This is a genomic window from Polymorphobacter megasporae (genome assembly GCF_018982885.2).
In the GTDB taxonomy this organism is placed as follows: Bacteria; Pseudomonadota; Alphaproteobacteria; order Sphingomonadales; family Sphingomonadaceae; genus Polymorphobacter_B; species Polymorphobacter_B megasporae.
Genome location: NZ_CP081848.1, coordinates 1,989,079 through 2,009,063, shown reverse-complemented (window position 1 = coordinate 2,009,063; position 19,985 = coordinate 1,989,079). Strand labels below are relative to the sequence as shown.

The following is a 19,985-nucleotide window of genomic DNA, read 5'->3' as shown; positions in this document are numbered from 1 at the left end:
AAATCCGCAGGTTCCGCCAGTGCCCGAAGTCATTTTCCCCGGTCCCGAGGGCCGTCTCGAAGGCCGTTACCAGCCCGCCAGCCGCGCCCGCGCGCCGGTCGCGATCATCCTCCAGCCGCATCCGCAGCAGGGGACGATGAACCATCCGATCGCGATGGCGCTGTACAACACCTTCGTCCGCCGCGGCTTCGCGACGCTGCGCTTCAACTTCCGCGGCGTCGGACGCAGCCAGGGCGTGTTCGACAACGGCATCGGCGAGCTGAGCGACGCCGCATCCGCACTCGACTGGATGCAGCAGTTCAACCCCGAGGCGTCGACGACATGGGTCGGCGGCTTCAGCTTCGGCGCGTGGATCGGCATGCAGCTGTTGATGCGCCGCCCCGAGATCAAGGGCTTCATCTCGATCGCCCCGCCGGCGAACATGTACGACTTCACCTTCCTCGCGCCGTGCCCGTCGTCGGGGATCATCGTCGACGGCGAAGCCGACGAGGTCGTCACCGGCGCGAGCGTCCAGAAGCTCGTCGACAAGCTCAAGACCCAGCGCCACATCACGATCGACCACGAGACGATCCCCAAGGCGAATCACTTCTTCGAACACGAGATGCCCGATTTGATGAAGGTCGTGGACGCGTATCTCGACAAGCGCCTGAGCGCTGATCGGTAATAATCCGGATGTAAAGCGGCGGCGGCGACGACGGAGGGTGTTATGCGCGACAACAAGCAGCCGGCGACGGTGCTTAACACGTTGCACGATCTCAACAGCGCGCTGCTCAAGCTGACGCCGTCGATCACCGGCATCGATACGTCGATGCTGCAGGTTCCCGGCATAACGATTGCGATGCTCAACGCCGAGATCGCGGCGAACACGGCGGCGCTGTGGGACGGGATGCAACGTCCCGAGGTGATCAACGCGCTCAAGCCGGGGCTGATCAACCGGGTCAACACGACCCCGATCACGATGACTTACGATGTCCACGGCGACAAGCACTTCCCCGGAGGTCAGCCAGGCACAAAGTTTCCGGTCGCCGCCCACCAGAAGGCGCAGGTCAATACCGCGATCCGCGCGCTGATCGACCCGGTCAAGGGCCGCATCCGGCGCGATGCTAAGGGCAAGAACCAGACCTACTATCTGACCGAGCGCCCGACCACCTACACCGGCGCAATGAGCCTTGTCGTTCAGGTCGATTATATCGCGTCGCCTGAGAGCATCGGTTACCACGGCTATCCGTCGGCTAATGTCCCCATCTACACGATTTCTCGCACGCTCGGCGGGGTCGCGATCGCGATTTGATCAGCCCGCCGGACGATCGATCCGCCCGCCGGTGACCGGTTGCGGCACGCCGGTCGTCTCGGGCCAGCTCGTCGGCAGCCCATTAAGCACCCGCACCGCGAGATAGCCGAACGCCTCCGCTTCGAGCGCGTCGCCGTCCCAGCCGACTGCCTCGACCGGCGTGACTTGCAGCCCAGTCCGTGTCGCAAGCATCGCCATCAACGCCGGATTATGCCGCCCGCCCCCCGTCACGAGCAAGTGCGCCGGGCGGTCGGCGACGTGGCGGAGCGCCTGCGCGACCGTCGCCGCGGTGAAGGCGGTCAGCGTCGCGGCACCGTCGGCGAGGCTCAGTCCGCGCACCGTGCCGAGGCCGAAGTCTGCGCGGTCGAGTGACTTCGGCCCCGGCAGGTCGAACCAGTCGAGGTCGAGCATCGCATCGACGACCTGCTCGTGGACGATGCCGCTGCTGGCGAGCGCGCCTCCCGCATCGTGGCTTGATCCGTTGCCCGCGCGGACCCAGTCGTCGATCAGCGCATTGCCCGGCCCGGTGTCGAAGCTGCCCCACCCACTCGCCCCGAACCAAGTGATATTCCCGACCCCGCCGAGATTGAGCACCGCGACCGGCTCCGACCCCAGCCCGGCGACGAGCGCGCGGTGATACGCGGGAGCGAGCGGCGCGCCGTGCCCGCCCGCGGCGACGTCGGCCGAGCGAAAGTCGCTGACGACCTCGATCCCGGTCAGCCGGGCGAGGAGTGCGCCGTCGCCGATCTGCCATGTCCAGCGGCGGTCGGGGCGGTGCGCGATCGTCTGGCCGTGGAAACCGACGACGTCGACCGCGCTCGCCGCCACCCCGGCTGCGGCGAGCAACGCCGTCACCGCCGCCGCGTGCCGCTCGGTCAGCTCGCGGGCGACGCTGTCGATTTCGACGTCCGGCGCGGGAGCGGCCATTGCCAGCGCCGCCGACATTGCGCCGCGCAGCCGCGCACGAAACGCCTCGTCGTACGGCTCGGTCGAGAACGCGATCCGGCGGACCGCGTCGACCCCGTCGGTCTCGATCAACGCCGCATCGATCCCGTCCATCGACGTTCCCGACATGAGTCCGACTGCGAGCATCACCCACTTCTTTCGATCGCCGTCACCGCCGCTTTCGCAGGGATGACGAATGTTTGCGGATGCTTTAGGCCAATTTCACCATGACCCACGCCTCCACCTTTCTCCGCACCTTGGACGAACGCGGCTTCGTCCACCAGATCACCGATGCCGCCGCATTGGACGCCGCCGCGCTCGCGGGGCCGGTGACCGCGTACGTCGGCTACGACTGCACCGCGCCGTCGCTCCACGTCGGCAATCTCGTTTCGATCATGATGCTCCGCCACCTCCAGCAGTCCGGCCACAAGCCGGTCGTGCTGATGGGCGGGGGGACGACCAAGGTCGGCGATCCGTCAGGCAAGGACGAGGGGCGGCAGCTGCTCGACGACGCGCGGATCGCCGCGAACATGGCGAGCATCCGCCGCATCTTCGAGCGTTTCCTCGACTTCGACGGCCCCAACGCGGCGGTGATGCTCAACAACGCCGACTGGCTCGACGGCCTCGCGTACATCCCGTTCCTCCGCGACATCGGGCGGCATTTCAGCGTCAACCGGATGCTGACCTTCGATTCGGTCAAGCTGCGCCTCGACCGCGAGCAGCCGCTCAGCTTCCTCGAATTCAACTACATGATCCTCCAGGCGTACGACTTCCTCGAACTGTCGCGCCGGGTCGGCTGCTCGCTCCAGATGGGCGGGTCGGACCAATGGGGGAATATCGTCAACGGCACCGACCTGATCCGCCGGGTCGACGGCAAGCCGGCGTTCGGCCTGACGACGCCGCTGATCACCACCGCCGACGGCGCCAAGATGGGCAAGACCGCGGCGGGGGCGGTGTGGCTCCACGAGGATTCGCTCCCGGCGTACGATTACTGGCAGTTCTGGCGGAATACCCACGACGCCGACGTCGGGCGGTTTTTGCGGCTGTTCACCGATCTGCCGCTCGACGAGATCGAGGCGTTCGAGGCGCTGCCGGGGGCGGAGATCAACGCCGCGAAGATCGCGCTCGCCAACGCCGCGACTGCGCTGTGCCGGGGCGAGGCGGCGGCGGTTGCGGCGGCGGAGACCGCGCGCGCGACATTCGCCGGGGATGCGGGCAACGACCTGCCGAGCTTTGCGATCGCGGGCGAGGTCTCGCTCCTCGATGCGCTAATCGGGCTAGGCTTCGCCGCGTCGAAGGGCGACGCGCGGCGGTTGGTCCGGGGCGGCGGCGCGCGGGTCGACGGGGTTGCGGTGACCGACGAAGCGATGCTGGTGAACGCTCCGGCGAAGGTGTCGGCGGGGAAGAAGCGGCATGGGATGTTGGTCGAGGGGTAGGGGCGAGCCCGTCCTTGCTGCTCCCCTCCCCTTTAGGGGAGGGGTCGGGGGTGGGGCAGTCGCCACGATCACCTCAGCCCGAGAAGGCCCCACCCCCGGGCCGCGCCAACCGGCGCGTCTCTCGCCCCTCCCCTGAAGGGGAGGGGTTCCCAACTAATCCCGCCCGCTCGCCCAAGGCCGCCAGCCGTCGAGGCGATTCTCCAGCGCCGCCAAGTCGGTCGGCGAGCGGCCCGCTGCGAGCGACGCCGCGACCGCCGCTGCCGCCGCGATCGTCCGCTGGTCGCCGCGCTGCTGCGCTCGCCGCGCCCACAGCCATGCCGTGTCGCGATCCGCGGCGATGCCCTTGCCCGCCGCCATCGCCTGCGCGAGCGCGAGCTGCGCGGGCGGATAGCCGCGCTGCGCCGCGCGATAATAATAGGTTACCGCCGTCGCGGCGTCGGAGCGAACGCCCTCGCCCCTTGCGTACATCGTGCCGAGCATCGTCTCCGCAACCGCCGAATCGCGGTCGGCGAGCGCGGCGAACTGGGTCCGCGCCGCGGCAAAATTCCCGGCACGATACGCGTCGATGCCCGCGTCGAGCGCCGTCGCGACGGGGGTCGACGCAGGGGGCGCGGGCGACGCGGCGAGCGCGGCGGCGGCGAGGAGGAAGAGAAACGGCATGCAGGTGGCTTAAACCTTCAGCCCGATCGCAACAACCCAACGGCTGCATCGCGCTCGAACAGATACAGCAGAACCCGCGCCGCCTGCCCGCGCGGGCTGTCGAGGCCGCCGTCGCGGTCGAGCAGGAGCCGGGCGTCGTCGCGGGCGATGCCGATCAGCCGCGCGGTCCGCTCGGGGTCGGCGAGGCGGAAGGCGGCGTCGCCCGACTGTTTTGTCCCGAGGATTTCGCCCGCGCCGCGCAGCTTCAGATCCTCCTCGGCGATGCGGAAGCCGTCATTGGTCTCGCGCATCAGCGCCAGCCGCGCCTTCGCCGTCTCCGAGACGACGTCGCCGCGCAGCAGCAGGCAGACCGACTTCGCGCTGCCGCGCCCGACCCGCCCGCGCAGCTGGTGGAGCTGCGCCAGCCCGAAGCGTTCGGCCGCCTCGACGATCATCAGCGTCGCGTTGGGCACGTCGACCCCGACCTCGATCACCGTCGTCGCCACGAGCAGCTTGATCCGGTCGGCGGCGAAGTCGGCCATCACCGCGTCTTTTTCAGGCCCCTTCATCCGCCCATGGACGAGCCCGACGGTGTCGCCGAAGCGCGCCCGCAACATCGCCGCGCGGGTCGTCGCCGCCGCATCGTCGCCGTCCTCCGACCCCTCGACGAGCGGGCAGACCCAATACGCCTGCCCGCCGCCGTCGACGTGGCGCGCGAGCCCGGCGACGACGTCCTCGATCCGGCTCGCGGCCACCACCCGCGTGTCGATCGGCTGGCGCCCGGGCGGCAGCTCGTCGAGCTTCGACACATCCATCTCGCCGTATGCGGTCAGCGCCAGCGTCCGCGGGATCGGCGTCGCGGTCATCACCAGCAGGTGCGGCGGGGTGTCGGCCTTGGCGCTGAGCATCAGCCGCTGGTGGACGCCGAACTTGTGCTGTTCGTCGACGACGACCAGCCCGAGGTCGCGGTACGCCACCGCCTCCTGGAAGATCGCATGCGTCCCGATCAAGATGTCGATCTCTCCCGAAGCCAACCGGTCGAGCAGCGCGGCGCGCTCGCGCCCCTTGTCGCGCCCGGTCAGGATCGCGACGCGGACGGGCAGGTCGCCGAGCAGCTCGGTCAGCTTGGCGTGGTGCTGGCGCGCGAGGATTTCGGTCGGGGCGAGGAACGCTGCCTGGCTCCCGCTCTCGACTGCGGTCAGCATCGCCGCCAGCGCGACCATCGTCTTGCCCGCGCCGACGTCGCCCTGGAGCAGCCGCAGCATCGGCGCCGACTGTGCGAGGTCGCCGCGGATTTCCTCGATCGAGCGGCGCTGCGCCCCCGTCAGCGGCCACGGCAGTTGGGCGACCAGTGCGCCGGTCAACGCCCCCGTCCCCGGCAACGCTCGCCCGCGCCGCCGCCGCGTGCTTGCGCGGACGAGGAGCAGTGCAAGCTGGTTCGCCAGCAGTTCGTCGTACGCCAGTCGGTCGTGCGCGCTGCTATCGTCGCGCATCGCGTGCGCCGCCGCCAGCGCCGCGCGCCACGGCGTCCAGCGGGTCCGCGCCAGGACGCTCGGTTCGATCCATTCGGGGAGCTCGGGGGCGCGTTCGAGCGCAGTCTCGACGAACGACGCCATCCGCCGGTTGGTCACCCCCTCGGTCAGCCCATAGACCGGCTCGCGCGGCGGGATCGTGTTCGCCGCATCGGGAGCGACGACGAAATCGGGGTGCGCCATCTGCAGCCACTGGCCGTAGCGGTCGAGCTTGCCCGATATGACGCGCGCTTCGCCGACCGGGAGCAGCTTGCGCGCATAGCTCCCGCCCTGCCCGAAATAGACGAGCGCGATGTAGGTGTTCGCGGTGTCGACACACTGGACGCGGAACGGCGCGCGCGCGCCGCCGCTCTCGTAACTGACCGGGGTCACGGTGACGGTGATCGTCCGGTCGACATACGCCTCGTCGAGCGCCGCCAGCCGGACGCGCTCGATCGCCATGACGGGCAGATGGAAGACGAGATCGATCGCCCGGGTCAGCTTGAGCCGCGCCAATTGCCGCACGAGCGTCGGCCCGACGCCCTTGAGGGCACCGGTCTCGGCGAACAGCGGGTTGAGCAAGGCGGGGCGCATGGCTATGTCACACCGCATAGACGAACGCGCTCGCGGGGAGAACCGGCGGGCGCGTATTGGCGTTTCGGGCTTACGCCCGGTGTCAGGGTGCCGGGCTTGCGCCCGGTGTTAGAGTGCCGGGCTCGCGCCCGCTGGTGGAGGCTGGAATGGCAATGAACGATCTCGAATTCCGCCAGCGCCGCCTCGCCTTCCGCGCGTGGCACCGAGGCACGCGCGAAGCCGACCTGATGATCGGGGGGTTCGCCGACCGCCATGCCGCGTCGTGGGGCATCGCCGAGATCGACTGGTTCGAGGCGCTGCTCGAGGAGCAGGACGTCGACATCATGGCGTGGGCGATCGGGAAAGCCGTGCCCCCCGAGCGTTTCGAGGGCGAGCAGATGGCGGCGATGCGGAAGCTCGATTATATCGCGAGGTCGATGCGGTGAGCGCGGCCTCCCCTCTCTTTCTGCCTCCCCTCCCCTTCAGGGGAGGGGCCGGGGGTGGGGCAGTCGCCACGCAATGACCGCCCGATTGGACCCCCGCCTCCGTAGCTTTGCGACCAGCATGCGCAACGACCCGACGAAGCCTGAAGCCGTGTTATGGAGTCATCTTCGCGCGTCGCAGACGGGTTACAAGTTCCGGCGGCAGTCGGTCATCGAGCCTTACATCGTCGACTTCTTCTGCCCGCTGGTCGGACTCGTTGTCGAACTCGACGGGGCGACGCATCGCGCCGAACAGGATATCCGCCGCGATGACGACTTACTTCAAAAAGGTTTCAAGGTTTTGCGCTTCGGCAATGCGGAGGTCTCCGCTGACATCGATCGTGTCCTCGACGCGATTTTCGTGACCGCGCGGGCGATGCCACCTCGTTTTGGGCCCCTGCCCCACCCCCCGGCCCCCTCCCCTGAATGGGAGGGGGGGCAGTAATGCTCGACCTGAAATCCCTCATCTCCGCGCGCGAGTCGCTCACCCTCGCGGGCTGCGTCGCCGGCTACCAGCCGTGGCTGATGGCCGACGTCGCGCGCGCCGCGAAGGGCCGCGCGGTATTCATCGCTGCCGACGACAGTTCGGCGCGCGGGATGCTCGACGCGGTGACGTATTTCGCCCCCGAGATCGAGACGGTGTATTTCCCGGCGTGGGACTGCCTGCCGTACGACCGTGCGTCGCCGTCGATGCGGGTGTCGAGCGACCGGCTGGCGGCGCTCTCCGCCTTGGCCGCCCCGACCGACAAGGCGCAGTTGCTCGTCACCACGGTCAACGCCGTCCTCCAGCGCACCCTGCCCCCGGCGCGGATCAAGGACCTGACCGCCGAGATCAAGCCCGGCGCGCGGATCGACCGCGACAAGCTTGCGGCGATGCTGACCGCGAACGGCTATGTCCGCACCGACACGGTGTTCGAGGCGGGCGAATACGCCGTTCGCGGCGGGCTGCTCGACCTGTTCGCCGCAGGCGACACCTACGCGCTGCGCCTCGACTTCTTCGGCGACGAGATCGAGACCGTCCGCCGTTTCGACCCCGCCACCCAGCGCACCGTCGAAACGGCGAAGGGCTTCTCGCTGCTGCCGGTCAACGAGGTCCTGCTCAGCGACGACAGCATCAAGGCGTTCCGCAAGGGCTATCTCGACGCGTTCGGCGCGACCGCGACCGGCGATCCACTGTACGAAGCGATCTCCGACGGGCGGCGGCTCGCGGGGATGGAGCATTGGCTGCCGCTGTTCGAGCCCGGCCTGTCGACGCTGTTCGACTATCTCGGTGACGGTGCGGTCGTCGTCCGCGAGGCCGGGACCGCCTCTGCCGCCGATGCGCGCTTCGAGGCGATCGCGGAATATCACGACAACCGCAAAGCCGCGCTGTCGGCGAAGAAGGGCAGCTACCGCCCGCTCGAACCGGCATCGCTCTATCTCGGGCGCGACGAGTGGACCCGGTTGCTCGCCGGCACGCGGACGCATCTGACCTCGCCGTTCGGCGTCCCCGACGGCACCCGCCGGACGATCGACTGCGAGACGACCCCGCCGCGCGACTTCACCCCCGAACGGACGGCGCAGTCGAACGTCTACGAAGCGGTCAAGGAGCACATCGACCGGCTGCGCACCGAAAAGCGCCGGATCATCCTCGCCAGTTATTCGAACGGGTCGCGCGAGCGGCTGAGCGGGCTCCTCGGCGACCACGGCGTGACCAACGTCGCGACCGCCGATTCGTGGCAGGAGGCGTTGGGTATCGCGTCCGACGGCCGCGTCGCCCTCACCGTCCTGCCGCTCGATCACGGCTTCAGCCAGCGCGACGTCGCCGTCCTCACCGAGCAGGACATGCTCGGCGACCGCCTCGTCCGCCGCCGCCGATCCGCCAAAAAGGCCGACGCCTTCATGGCCGAGCTGGCGATGCTGTCGCCCGGCGACCTGCTCGTCCACAAGGACCACGGCATCGGGCGCTACGAAGGCCTGTTCGCGGTCGACATCGGCGCGACCAAGGCGAGCCGCGCGCCGCACGACTGCGTCATGCTCAGCTATGGCGGCGGCGACAAGTTGTACGTGCCAGTCGAGAATATCGACGTCCTGTCGCGCTACGGCTCCGAGTCCGAAGGCGTCGCGCTCGACAAGCTCGGCGGCGTCGCGTGGCAGGCGCGCAAGGCGAAGATGAAGGACCGCATCCGCGAAATCGCGGGTGAGTTGATGAAGACCGCCGCCGCGCGCGCGCTGCGCGAAGCCGACGCCGCCGTTCCCGACGCGCAGGGCTATGCCGAGTTCGCCGACCGCTTCCCCTACACCGAGACCGAAGACCAGATGAAGGCGATCGACGACGTCTTGGGCGACCTCGCATCGGGGCGCCCGATGGACCGGCTGATCTGCGGCGACGTCGGCTTCGGCAAGACCGAGGTCGCGCTGCGCGCCGCTTATGCCGCCGCGATGAGCGGCCAGCAGGTCGCGATCGTCTGCCCCACCACCCTCCTCGCGCGCCAGCATTTCGCCGGCTTCAAGGAGCGCTTCGCCGGGCTGCCGATCGAGATCCGCCAGTTGTCGCGCCTCGTCACCGCCGGCTCGGCGAACGAGGCGCGCGCCGGCCTTGCCGACGGCACCGTCGACATCGTCGTCGGTACCCACGCGATCCTGGCCAAGTCGATTGAGTTCAAGCGCCTCGGCCTCGTCATCGTCGACGAGGAACAGCGCTTCGGCGTCACCGCCAAGGAGCGCCTCAAGAACCTCAAGACCGACGTCCACGTCCTGACGCTGACCGCGACGCCGATCCCGCGAACGCTGCAGATGGCGCTGACGGGCTTACGCGAACTGTCGATCATCGCCACCCCGCCGGTCGACCGCCTCGCGGTCCGCACCTACGTCATGCCGTGGGACGAGGTCGTCCTGCGCGAGGCGCTGCTGCGCGAACATTATCGCGGCGGCCAGAGCTTCTTCGTCACCCCCAAGATCGCCGAGCTCCCCGACATCGAGGAATTCCTCCGCAAGTCGGTCCCCGAGGTCACCTTCGTCACCGCGCACGGCCAGATGGCCCCGAGCGAAGTCGAGGAGCGGATGAGCGCGTTCTACGACCGCCGCTACGATGTCCTGCTGTCGACGACGATCGTCGAAAGCGGCCTCGATATCCCGAGCGCGAATACGATGATCATCCACCGATCCGACCGGTTCGGCCTGGCGCAATTGTACCAATTGCGAGGCCGGGTCGGCCGGTCGAAGACGCGGGCGTATGCGTACATGACGACGCCGGCCGACCGGATCATCACCGAGACCGCCGAGAAGCGGCTGCAGGTGCTGTCGTCGCTCGACAGCCTCGGCGCGGGGTTCCAGCTCGCGAGCCACGACCTCGACATTCGCGGCGCGGGCAATTTGCTCGGTGACGAGCAGTCGGGGCATATCCGCGAGATCGGCTTCGAACTCTACCAGTCGATGCTCGAGGACGCGATCGTCGAGGCCCGCGCCGGCGCCGCGGGGCTCAAGATCCCCGAGGAGGGCTTCTCGCCGACCATCACGATCGACGCCGCGATCCTCATCCCCGAGGATTATGTCCCCGACCTCAACCTGCGGATGGCGCTGTACCGCCGCCTGAACGAGCTCGAGGACCGCGCCGCGATCGACGGCTTCGCCGCGGAGATGATCGACCGCTTCGGCTCGCTGCCGATGGAGGTCGCCAACCTGATCCAGGTCATCGAGATCAAGCAATATTGCGTCCGCGCCAACATCGCCAAACTGGACGCCGGGGCGAAGGGCGCGCTCGTCACCTTCCAGAACGACCAGTTCCCCAACGGCGGCGGCCTGATGGACTATGTCGCGAGGCTCGGCGACCGCGCCAAGTTCCGCCCCGACCAGAAGCTGTTCGTCGGCGGCGAATGGAGCGACACCGCGGCCCGGCTCAAGGGCGCGATGGCGCTGGCGAAGGGGCTGGCGCGGATCGCGGGCGGGGCGAGCGTCAAGCCGGCGGAGCCGAAGGCGGTGGCGAAACCGAAACTGGCGAGCAAGCCTGCGCCGATGCCGGCACGGCCGAGCGTGTTCAAGGCGAAGGGGCGGCGGTAGTCAGCGCGCGCCGCGAAGGCCGATCGGAATGCCCAGCAGCGGCACGAGGATGAAGGCCAATCCGAGGACAATCGGCCCCGCGACCGGAAACCAAAGCGTCCAGAAGCCGCCGACGACCGCAGTGTCCGCCGGTGCCGCCGGATCGTAGAGCAGGTCGACCGGCGTGCCGATCGTGCGCGCGCCCATCCCGTCCTGCCGGTAGCGGACGATGCTGCCATCGGCGGCGGTGAACTCGACCATCGGGTGCGCGCCCGACATCGTCGGCGACTCCTGGCCGGGTACTGCAACGACGTGGCCGGTGGCGGCGACCGCGCGCCCGACGAAGCGCTCGGTCTGCACGCCTTGCCATAGACCCACGGCCAACGCAGCGACGCCGATGCCCACAAACAGGATTGCTCCAATGCGGCGCGGCTCACCATCTGCCATGTCACTCCCCCTTTGGCCAAATTCAGCCAAGCTGATCCGCGTTACCAATCAATCGTTGTCGACACTTTATAAACAGGCACTTCCATCTCGATAGAGCGTTACGGTTGAAGATCGATACTGAGATCGAGGCAAGTTTTGTCGGCATTTCCAGCAGGGGGTTGAGATATGGCCAGTCGAGCACAGGCTCCCGTGCAAGCCGGTGGACACACTGCCCCGGCTGCGACGGCACTGCATTCCGGATACGGTGCGAAGCTTCTAATGGCTGTCGACAGCGTCCCGGAGATGCGCGGCATGGGCGTCAAAGTTGCGGAAGGCGGGCGCATCGTCACCCTCCGCGGGTCGAAGCCCGATGAGCCTTTTGTCGTTATCGAGCTTCGACCACCCTTGCGACCGACTCGGCCAGCGACGGTGAGCACACCCGCCGAGGAAAAGCCTAATATCGGCAAGGAATGGGGCCAACTTGCGCTCAATCTCGGCGGGGCGACACTGTCATGGATCGGTGTCGTCGGCACCGCTGCGGCGGCACCTGAAACAGGAGGCCTCAGCCTAACGGGTACCGTAGTAATGTGGAGCGGCGCGATTGCTTCTAGCGCTCAGGTTCTCAATTCAGTAGGCCGCCTTACAGCAATATATTCCGGGCACGGCGCGCTTGTTACGAAGGCTGACAAGACGCTGGTCTATGTCGTCGCAAACGATGCTTTAGATTTTGCAGGTCTCTTTGGTTCCGCAGCGGCATTTAAAGAGGCGGCTGCTCTGGAAAAAGGAATTGGCAAGACGGGGGCCCGCACATGGGATCTTGTTCAGGGTTCACCCATCAGCCGGCCGATGCGTCGCCAGCTTACGGAAGCTCTAGAACTGCAGGGTATGAAACGGGTTCCGGCAGCGCGGATCACGCTGATTGTGCGGATGAAGTTGCTCAATGCGTTTGCAGCAGTCTATGGAATTTCAGCTAGCTCTTATAGCGGGGCGCTTCATGACGTTTCGGTTCTCATCGTCCATTCCGTCCAAAAATGAGCGATAAAACGCGCCCCTATGACTACCTCAAGCGCGATGTGCCGATGACGGTTGCGAACCTCGCGGGCTTGGCTGCGGCACTCATGCCGGTCTTGTCGACGACCTACATCCTGGTGCCTCACGGATACTTGGCGTCTCACGGTAACCCGCTCTATTGGCTAATCATGCTTCCGGTGCTGTATTGGGGGTTGGGCGTCACGTCGTTCGATCCGTGGGCCATTCGTCTTCTCGCGCCAGTGCTGATCATCGCGCCGGTGACCGACATACTTATCGCGAAGTTCAGCGGGTTGTCGGGGAGCGACCTCACTGGGATGTGGGTACTCGCTGCCTTGTCGGTCATGTTTGCAATCGTCGGGACCATTGCGTTGAGCAGGACACCGCTTTGGCCCTTCCGCCGACGCTGAGGCTGACAGCCGCCAAAACAAACCGCTGTCCTACACCCTGGCAAATACGTCAGGCTCACCCGATGTCCGCACCCTCGCCCCGGTCCAGCCTGCCGCCAGTCGCCAAGCGCCGCGTGGGGGGCGCGTTTCATCTCGGCGTGGCGTCAGGTTCATCAACTTCGTCAATCCAGCCTGACACGTCCTACACCGCGACTCGGTCAGGCGAAGAAGTCGAGCAGCGCCGCCAGCGTCTCCTCCGGGCGCTCCTCGGGCAGGAAGTGCCCGCAATCGAGGCTGTGGCCGCGGACGTCGGCGGCGTAGTCGCGCCATGTCGCCAGCGGGTCGAGCGCCGCAACCCGCCCGTGTTCGCCCCACAAGGCGAGCAGCGGCGCGGCGATCTTGCCACCCGCGGCGATCGTCGCGGCGTCGTTGGCGTAGTCCACCGTCGCCCCGGCGCGGTAGCACTCGCAGGTCGCGTGGATCGCTTCGGGGGTGGCGAAGGCGCGGCGGTATTCGGCGCGGGCTTCGGGGGTGAAGGCGTCCTTGACCCCGGCCCAGTTTCCGAACGCCATGTCGAGCCAGGTGTCGACCGCGCCGCCGATCAGGTTTTCGGGGATCGGTTGCCGCTGAATCAGGAAGAACCAGTGGAAATAGCCCGTCGCCAGCGCGCGGTCGGTGGCGTCGTAGACCTTCTTGGTGGGCACGATATCGAGGACGGCGACGCGCTCGACTGCCGCCGGGTGGTCGAGCGCCATGCGGTACGCGACCCGCGCGCCGCGGTCGTGCCCGGCGACGGCGAAGCTTTCGTGGCCGAGGCTCGCCATGACCCCGACAAGGTCGTTCGCCATCGTTCGCTTGGAGTAGTTGGCGTGATCCTTATCTCCCGCGGGCTTGGCGCTGTCGCCGTAGCCGCGCAGGTCGGGGGCGACGACGGTGAAGCGCTCGGCCAGCGCCGGGGCGAGCTTGTGCCACATGACGTGGGTCTGCGGGTAACCGTGGATCAGGAGCAGCGGCGGTCCGCTCCCGGCGGTCCAGTAGGCGATGTCGACGCCGTCGGAGTCGAACGTGCCGCGGGTGAAATCGTCGAACATTGCAGCTCCTCAGCGGGTGACGGCCGCCTGCTCCCGCTAACGGGCAAACAGCTGCCCGATGTCCTTGAACGCCTTGAACTCGAGCGCGTTGCCCGCGGGATCGAACAGGAACATCGTCGCCTGCTCGCCGGTCTCGCCCTTGAAGCGGATATGCGGCTCGATCTCGAAGCGCTGGTTCGCCGCGACGAGACGGTCGCGCAATGCCTCCCAGTCGTCCCAGCCGAGGACGAGGCCGAAGTGCGGCACCGGCACCGCGTCGCCGTCGACGGCATTCCGATGGATCAGCGAGCCGGGAGCGAGGTGCGCGACGAGCTGGTGACCGTAGAGGTCGAAGTCGACCCACGTCTCAGCCGACCGCCCCTCGCCGCAGCCGAGCGCGCCGCCGTAGAAACCGCGCGCGGCGGCGAGATCGTCGACTGGAAACGCGAGGTGGAAGCGCGGCGTCATTCGGCGAAGGTCCTCATGTACAGGTCGCGGACGCCCGCAACGATCGCCCGCCCGGGGCCGCCCATGCGTTCGGGGACGGGGGCGAAATCGCGCGGGCGGACCAGCGGCGTGCCCCCGGCCTCGCGGACGATGAGCGCGCTGACGACCTCGAGCAGCCGCGACGTCACCCGCAGCGATTCGGTCGCGACGGCAAGACGGCTTTCGGGGCGCAGCCGCGCGCGCGCGGCGTCCCCCTCCCCGCCGGGGTCGAAATATTGGCGTGCCTGCGCCGCGAGCGTCATCGCTTCAGCGTATAATGTTTCCGCGGCAGGCTCCATTTTTCGAGCATGGCATGGTTTGCAAGGGCCTTGAAGTCCCACTGCGCCTCACCAGATTCCGGGGGTCGCCTCGCCTATCGGGGGGCGGCGCTTCCCGGCCCATCGGGCGGGAGGATCATTGCTTTGCTAAAAGGATGAACCCCATGCGTACCTTTGATATTTCCCCGCTGCTCCGCGCCTCGGTCGGGTTCGAGAACCTCAACCGGCTCGTCGACCTCGCCTCGCGCGGCGATACCAGCGACAACGGCTATCCCCCGTACAACATCGAGAAGACCGGCGACGGCAGCTACCGCGTCGCGATGGCGGTCGCGGGCTTTGCACGTAACGAACTCGACCTGACCGTCCAGGAGAACACGCTGATCGTCACCGGTAACGCGTCCGAGGAGGCCGCATCGCCCGAGCGCCAGTATCTCCACCGCGGGATCGCCAAGCGCGCGTTCGAGCGCCGCTTCCAGCTTGCCGACACGATCAAGGTGACCAACGCCAGCTACGCCGACGGCCTGCTCAACATCGATCTCGTCCGCGAGATCCCCGAGCACAAGAAGCCGCGCAAGGTCGAGATCGGCGATGTCGCCGCGACCCAGCCGGCGATCGACGCGCAGGCCGAGCCCGCCAAGCTCGCCGCGTAAGCCGCAATCGACGGGGCCGGTTCGCCGGCCCCGTCACTCTTTGCTCAGATCGGCGCCCCGGCGGTCCGGGCCAGCGCCGCGAAGGTCGGCCCAGTCGCCCAGTCGCTGCCGAGCTGGATCGCGACGAAGGCAGCGAGCATCGTCGGGAACGGCCACGGCAGCCGCCCGCCGCGCAGGTCGAGCACGATCGCGACCACGAGGACGGCCTCGATCGTCCAGAACATCCACGGCAGGGCACCGGCGAGGCCGTGGAGCGCTGGGATCTGCTCGCCGTACAACCGGCCAAGCGCGGGCCCGAGCCCGATCAGGATCGTCGACCCCATCAGCCGCGCATGTAGCCGCCGCTGCCGCCGATAGGCGAGGCCCAGGCCATAGGTCGCGACGAACAGCAGCAGCAGCATGACGTCGAGGAACAACAGGCTAAGCCGCAGCTCGTGCGGAAACGGCTCGACCCCGACGAGCTCGACCCAGACCATATAGCCGCTGGTCGCCATCAGGACCGCGAACAGGCCGAGCGACAGCCAGCCGAGCCTTTCGTGCAGGCGATGGTTGCGGCGGCCGATCAGCAGCGACTGGACGATGAGCAGGACGACCCACAACGTCGAGGCGATGCCGTGGAGCGTGTGCCAGACGTCGTTGCTCGCCGGGTCGCCGTAAAAGGTCGGCCAGAAGCCGGCGAGGATCGCCGCAAAACCGGCGAGGAAGAAGATATAGGCCGACCCCGTTCGTGCCATGTCGCGCTTCCCCCCGGCAGCAGGCGGGAGCGATGGCCCCGACCGTCAAGGACAATGGCCTGGCGACCGCCCGCGGTGCAAGCCGATGGCGAGAACCGTGCTGTCCCGACCAAGCGGCGTCAGGCGATGATGTCGGGGACGAGCCAGTCGTGGACCACCGCGATCTCGTCGCGCAGCCGCAGTTTCCGCTTCTTGAGCCGCGCCAGCTGAATCTGGTCGTGTCCTGGCAACCCACGCAGCGCATCGATCGCGGCGTCGAGGTCGCGGTGCTCCTGCGTCAGGATATGGAGCCGCGCCTGCAGTTCCGTCTCATCCATCCGCCGTCCTCCCGCACCCGAGTCGTCGCCGGTCAGCATAGCAGCTTGGTCCGCCGCGCTATCCGCAATCTACCGCTGGTAGGTACGCGCCGTCCGCCGCCCAGAATACGCAGTCCGGCGCACCACAGGAAAAATGATGCGACTTTTTCCCGGCCCCGTGATTGTTTCATTGCCCACCAGCCAGTCGAAGGGAACGACATGACCAATGTCCACCGCGCATCGCTGTCGACCAAACATGCTTCGCTCGAAGCCCAGCTTGCCCGGGAGGCGCTCGCCCCCCTCCCCGATACCTTGCGGATGGCCAAGCTGAAGAAGGAAAAGCTGCGATTGAAGGAGCAGCTCGTCCAGCCGGCGTAGCTACTCGTCCCGGGTGACGCGCTCGGCGCGCTCGTGACGCTCCTGCGCTTCGAGCGTCATCGTCGCGATCGGGCGCGCCTCGAGCCGCTGGAGCGAGATCGGCTCCCCGCTGACCTCGCACCATCCGTAGTCGCCGGTATCGATCCGGCGCAGCGCCGCCTCGATCTTGGAGATCAACTTGCGCTGGCGGTCGCGGGTGCGAAGCTCGATCGACCAGTCGGTCTCGGTCGCGGCGCGGTCGGTGACATCGGGTTCGCGGAGAGACTCGACCTGCAGGGTGGCGAGCGTCTCGCGCGCCTCGGCAAGGATCGCCTCCCGCCAATCCAGCAACTTACGCTGGAAATACGCCAGCTGGCGCGGATTCATGAAGGCTTCATCGGGCGACGGCACGTAGCGCGTGTCCGGCGGCGACAACGTGGCATCGATCTGAATTGTCGGTGACCCTGACATCGACCCTCGACTCCCGCCTGGAACGCATAACGCTATTCGAAACCGCCCCGACGCGGCCTGTAGCGAGGATCATGCGGCGGAACAAGTGGTTGAGATTACCGGCCGTCAACCATTGGCCGCCGGTATCCGACCGGCTCGATCCGGGCGGCGACATCGGCGAGCGGTTCGACGACGGCCGCCATCCAATAGGCGTTGGCGTGAACCAGCGTGAGCGGGTCGGCGAGAATTCCGACATGGCCTGGAAAGACCACGAGATCACCGCGTCGCCGATTGGCGGGGTCGACTGGGGCGAAGGCGTCGCGCTGCTGGTCCGAATCGCGCGGGCAGGCGATTCCATGTGCGATCAGAACAGCTTGAGTCAGGCCGGAACAGTCGATCCCTTCGTGTGTCCGGCCGCCCCAGACGTATGGCGTACCGATGAAGCCGAGCGCGATCGTCACGGGATCGAGGCTCTCGGCTATCGGGTTACCCAGTTCGCTGACGTGACGGCGGTGAACGAACCCTCCGCCCGCTGCGACGAAGTCCGCCCCGGCTGCGCTGGCCGCGAGCCGGGCGTTGAGCGGTAAAGACCCCACAACCCGCGTCTTGATGTCGGGCCGGGCGAAAATCGCGGCAGTCGGAGCGATGACCCGGTGCGTCGGCGACACCATACCCGGCTTGATCGCACTTGCGCGCACCCATCCGACGTACGAATCGTGGTCGCATTGACCCCAGGCCCAACCATGCGCGACGTCAAATACGGTGAACTTCTCGCCGAACAACACGGCGCTGACAGCGGTCGCGTTATCTTCGGGCGCGGCCCGTAGCATCGCCGCGGCTACCACGGCATGCATGACGACGCCATCGGCAAAGCGCGGCGCGACGACGATCCCCGCCAATCCGATGTCGGCGAGATCGGGACGGACAGCATGGGTTCGCGGGTCGAGCCGTCGCGACGGGCCCGCGAGGTGCGCCTGTCTAATGCGACGTCCGCCGTCCGGTGCGCTTGTGATCATGCCCCTCCGTCCGCTCGATGAGTTCGGCGAACTCCTCGAGGAAGGCAAGGCCCGTCGGCGTCTGCTCGACGAAAATGTTGCGCAGGTCGCTGTCGTCTTTCTGGCGGCGGAGGTAGCCGAGCGCGCCCAGGGTATTGAGCGCGCGCGTCACGACCGGCTTCGAGACGTGAAGACGGGCGGCAAGTCCGCGAACTGTGTGGGGCCCGGGGAGCAGATAGACCACCATAAGCAGCGCCATCTGGCGGTTGGTGAGGTCAGGTCGCGCCGACTGAACATAGTCGATCAGCGTTCCCATCCAGGCGGCGAGTGGTTCGCCAGTCATATCATGGTCGGCGGCAGCACTCATTTGGCAATCCTCGCACTGGGCGCGCCGTCACCGACGCGGGCGTTAAAGTCATTAACTGTTTGAGGTCGGTACTTGTTTCCTCGCTGATATGATTTCTTACCAGTTCAGTACGAAGGTGTACCAAACTCGTCAATGGCGAAACGATTTTGGAGCATCGACCACAAGGCGCGCAAGCCCGTTGCCGCTCCGCCCTTTGGCCGCCCGGGCTTGGCCGCCGGGTTCCATGCGAACAGGTCGACGTGCGCCCATGGCACTCCGGGCGCGACGAATCGGTCGAGGAAAAGCGCCGCAGTGATGCATCCGGCGAAGCCTCCCTCCCCCGAGTTGTCGATGTCGGCAATGCCTGATTTGATCATCTCGGCATACGGCGCCCACAGCGGCATCCGCCATAATTGATCGCGTGCGGTAACGCCGCCAGCAAGGAGTTCGGCAGCGATACCATCACTATGGCTGAACAATGCAGGCAGGTCGGGGCCGAGCGCGACCCGCGCCGCGCCGGTCAGCGTCGCCATGTCGAGCAGCAGGTCGGGCGCATCTTCCTGCGCCAGCGCGAGCGCGTCGGCGAGGATCAGCCGCCCCTCAGCATCGGTGTTGCCGACCTCGACGGTAATTCCGGCGCGCGTCCGCAGCACGTCGCCGGGGCGAAAGGCATTCCCCGCGATCGCGTTCTCGACCGCCGGGACAATCAGTCGCAACCGAACCGGCAGCCTTGCGCCCATCACCAGCCGGGCCAGCGCCAGCGCATGCGCCGCGCCGCCCATGTCCTTCTTCATCAACCGCATGCCGCTCGCCGGCTTGATGTCGAGCCCGCCTGAATCAAACGTCACCCCCTTGCCGACGAGGGTCAGCTTGGGATGCGCCGGGTCGCCCCACGTCAGGTCGATCAAGCGCGGGCCGACCGCGGCGGCGCGGCCGACGGCGTCGATCGCGGGGAAACCGGTGCGCAGGTCGTCGCCGGTGATCACGTCGACGACCGCGCCGAAGCGCTCGCCCTCGGCGCGGATCGCGTCGGCGAGTGCGGCGGGGTCCATGTCGCCCGCCGGGGTGTCGACCAGATCGCGGACGAGCGCGGTCGCCTCGGCAAGCTGGACCGTCGCGTCGATGCTCGCGGTGTCGGGTGTCAGCAGGATGCGAGGGGCTACCGCCTTTGGCGCGCGGTAACGGTCGAAGCGATGCTGCGCCATCAGCCAGCCGAACGCCGCCGGCCCCGGTGCCGCGTCAGCCAGCCGGTAGGTTCCCGCCGGCAATTTCTCCGCCGCCGCTGCCAGCGCCCACGGATCGAGGCGGTCGACCACGCCGGCCAGCACCGACCAGTCACCGGCAGCATCCCCGCCGACGATCACAACCTCCCCCGCGCCGCCCACGAAACCCGCTGCATCGACCGCCACCCGCGCCCGGTCGCTCGCCGCCGCCAGCCAGTCTGCGAGGCCTGCCGAGTCGACGAGGGCGATCGTCCGCGCGGGCTGGCCCGTGTCGGCGACGAGGAGCGACGCGAAGTCGGTCATGCGGTCACCATCGCAAGGCGACCGGTAAATCTCGCAGCATGTCTCAACGGTCGGTGAGT

The 19,985-nt window shown here is 67.7% G+C and carries 23 protein-coding genes; 10 read left to right on the top strand and 13 right to left on the bottom strand.

Features of this window, described 5'->3' with window-relative positions:
- The first annotated feature begins 19 nt into the window (after positions 1-19).
- The gene (locus KTC28_RS09575; RefSeq protein WP_216708693.1) at positions 20-664 is read left to right on the top strand and encodes an alpha/beta hydrolase; all 645 of its coding nucleotides are present in this window, start codon (positions 20-22) and stop codon (positions 662-664) included.
- Positions 665-706: 42 nt separating this feature from the next.
- A complete protein-coding gene (locus tag KTC28_RS09570; protein ID WP_216708692.1) occupies positions 707-1,291 on the top strand; it encodes a hypothetical protein in 585 nt (194 codons plus the stop codon).
- On the opposite strand, the gene KTC28_RS09565 is transcribed toward KTC28_RS09570, so the two are convergent.
- On the bottom strand, positions 1,292-2,383 hold the full coding sequence (locus KTC28_RS09565; RefSeq protein ID WP_216708691.1) for an anhydro-N-acetylmuramic acid kinase: 1,092 nt from the start codon (positions 2,381-2,383) through the stop codon (positions 1,292-1,294). It lies immediately after the preceding gene.
- Between the two features lie 80 nt (positions 2,384-2,463).
- Between KTC28_RS09565 and tyrS the strand changes: the two genes are divergently transcribed.
- Entirely contained in the window at positions 2,464-3,672 is a 1,209-nt protein-coding gene (gene tyrS / locus KTC28_RS09560) for a tyrosine--tRNA ligase (protein WP_216708690.1), read from the top strand.
- Positions 3,673-3,825: 153 nt separating this feature from the next.
- Here the strand turns inward: tyrS and KTC28_RS09555 are convergent, their stop codons facing one another.
- Positions 3,826-4,332 (bottom strand): SEL1-like repeat protein, encoded by a 507-nt coding sequence (locus KTC28_RS09555; RefSeq protein WP_216708689.1) that lies wholly within the window; start codon positions 4,330-4,332, stop codon positions 3,826-3,828.
- A 17-nt stretch (positions 4,333-4,349) separates the two neighbouring features.
- Positions 4,350-6,416 carry an ATP-dependent DNA helicase RecG gene (gene recG / locus KTC28_RS09550; protein ID WP_216708688.1) on the bottom strand — a complete coding sequence of 689 codons (2,067 nt, stop codon included), beginning with the start codon at positions 6,414-6,416 and terminating at the stop codon, positions 4,350-4,352.
- Between the two features lie 146 nt (positions 6,417-6,562).
- Here recG and KTC28_RS09545 point away from each other — a divergent pair, with 146 nt between their 5' ends.
- The 3 genes from KTC28_RS09545 (at position 6,563) to mfd (ending at position 10,915) form a co-directional block, all read left to right on the top strand.
- Positions 6,563-6,841: a succinate dehydrogenase assembly factor 2 gene (locus KTC28_RS09545; RefSeq protein ID WP_439650097.1), complete on the top strand. Its 279-nt coding sequence runs from the start codon at positions 6,563-6,565 to the stop codon at positions 6,839-6,841.
- Positions 6,842-6,959: 118 nt separating this feature from the next.
- The gene (locus KTC28_RS09540) at positions 6,960-7,322 is read left to right on the top strand and encodes an endonuclease domain-containing protein (protein WP_255601881.1); all 363 of its coding nucleotides are present in this window, start codon (positions 6,960-6,962) and stop codon (positions 7,320-7,322) included.
- Positions 7,322-10,915: a transcription-repair coupling factor gene (gene mfd / locus KTC28_RS09535; RefSeq protein WP_216708686.1), complete on the top strand. Its 3,594-nt coding sequence runs from the start codon at positions 7,322-7,324 to the stop codon at positions 10,913-10,915. Before KTC28_RS09540 ends, mfd begins: the two co-directional genes overlap by 1 nt.
- Here mfd and KTC28_RS09530 read toward each other — a convergent pair whose 3' ends face one another.
- Complete coding sequence (locus KTC28_RS09530; protein ID WP_216708685.1) at positions 10,916-11,341, bottom strand: DUF3592 domain-containing protein; 426 nt, start codon at positions 11,339-11,341, stop codon at positions 10,916-10,918. It lies immediately after the preceding gene.
- 258 nt (positions 11,342-11,599) lie between these two features.
- On the opposite strand from KTC28_RS09530, the gene KTC28_RS09525 reads away from it, so the two are divergent.
- A complete protein-coding gene (locus KTC28_RS09525) occupies positions 11,600-12,355 on the top strand; it encodes a hypothetical protein (protein WP_216708684.1) in 756 nt (251 codons plus the stop codon).
- On the top strand, positions 12,352-12,759 hold the full coding sequence (locus KTC28_RS09520; RefSeq protein WP_216708683.1) for a hypothetical protein: 408 nt from the start codon (positions 12,352-12,354) through the stop codon (positions 12,757-12,759). The genes KTC28_RS09525 and KTC28_RS09520 overlap by 4 nt, the downstream gene beginning before the upstream one ends.
- A gap of 197 nt (positions 12,760-12,956) precedes the next feature.
- On the opposite strand, the gene KTC28_RS09515 is transcribed toward KTC28_RS09520, so the two are convergent.
- Genes KTC28_RS09515 through KTC28_RS09505 form a run of 3 tightly spaced genes read right to left on the bottom strand, consistent with a single transcriptional unit; the run spans position 12,957 to position 14,593 of the window.
- Positions 12,957-13,829, bottom strand: a complete 873-nt coding sequence (locus KTC28_RS09515; RefSeq protein WP_216708682.1) for an alpha/beta fold hydrolase — start codon at positions 13,827-13,829, stop codon at positions 12,957-12,959.
- Positions 13,830-13,865: 36 nt separating this feature from the next.
- A complete protein-coding gene (locus KTC28_RS09510; RefSeq protein ID WP_216708681.1) occupies positions 13,866-14,276 on the bottom strand; it encodes a VOC family protein in 411 nt (136 codons plus the stop codon).
- Entirely contained in the window at positions 14,273-14,593 is a 321-nt protein-coding gene (locus tag KTC28_RS09505; RefSeq protein ID WP_216708680.1) for a DUF1465 family protein, read from the bottom strand. The genes KTC28_RS09510 and KTC28_RS09505 overlap by 4 nt, the downstream gene beginning before the upstream one ends.
- A 143-nt stretch (positions 14,594-14,736) precedes the next feature.
- On the opposite strand from KTC28_RS09505, the gene KTC28_RS09500 reads away from it, so the two are divergent.
- The gene (locus KTC28_RS09500) at positions 14,737-15,222 is read left to right on the top strand and encodes an Hsp20 family protein (protein WP_216708679.1); all 486 of its coding nucleotides are present in this window, start codon (positions 14,737-14,739) and stop codon (positions 15,220-15,222) included.
- A 44-nt stretch (positions 15,223-15,266) separates the two neighbouring features.
- On the opposite strand, the gene KTC28_RS09495 is transcribed toward KTC28_RS09500, so the two are convergent.
- Both KTC28_RS09495 and KTC28_RS09490 read right to left on the bottom strand, forming a co-directional pair.
- A complete protein-coding gene (locus tag KTC28_RS09495; protein ID WP_216708678.1) occupies positions 15,267-15,956 on the bottom strand; it encodes a hypothetical protein in 690 nt (229 codons plus the stop codon).
- 119 nt (positions 15,957-16,075) lie between these two features.
- Positions 16,076-16,273, bottom strand: coding sequence for a YdcH family protein (locus KTC28_RS09490; protein WP_216708677.1), 198 nt, complete (start codon positions 16,271-16,273; stop codon positions 16,076-16,078).
- A gap of 198 nt (positions 16,274-16,471) precedes the next feature.
- On the opposite strand from KTC28_RS09490, the gene KTC28_RS09485 reads away from it, so the two are divergent.
- On the top strand, positions 16,472-16,630 hold the full coding sequence (locus tag KTC28_RS09485) for a DUF465 domain-containing protein (RefSeq protein WP_216708676.1): 159 nt from the start codon (positions 16,472-16,474) through the stop codon (positions 16,628-16,630).
- Here KTC28_RS09485 and dksA read toward each other — a convergent pair whose 3' ends face one another.
- The 4 genes from dksA to KTC28_RS09465 all read right to left on the bottom strand — a co-directional run bounded on the left by dksA (position 16,631) and on the right by KTC28_RS09465 (position 19,926).
- Entirely contained in the window at positions 16,631-17,080 is a 450-nt protein-coding gene (dksA, locus tag KTC28_RS09480; protein WP_216708675.1) for an RNA polymerase-binding protein DksA, read from the bottom strand.
- A gap of 95 nt (positions 17,081-17,175) precedes the next feature.
- Positions 17,176-18,075, bottom strand: coding sequence for a C40 family peptidase (locus tag KTC28_RS09475; RefSeq protein ID WP_216708674.1), 900 nt, complete (start codon positions 18,073-18,075; stop codon positions 17,176-17,178).
- A complete protein-coding gene (locus tag KTC28_RS09470) occupies positions 18,038-18,370 on the bottom strand; it encodes a MarR family winged helix-turn-helix transcriptional regulator (RefSeq protein ID WP_216708886.1) in 333 nt (110 codons plus the stop codon). The genes KTC28_RS09475 and KTC28_RS09470 overlap by 38 nt, the downstream gene beginning before the upstream one ends.
- Before the next feature lie 155 nt (positions 18,371-18,525).
- Positions 18,526-19,926 carry a leucyl aminopeptidase family protein gene (locus KTC28_RS09465; protein WP_216708673.1) on the bottom strand — a complete coding sequence of 467 codons (1,401 nt, stop codon included), beginning with the start codon at positions 19,924-19,926 and terminating at the stop codon, positions 18,526-18,528.
- Positions 19,927-19,985 lie beyond the last annotated feature (59 nt).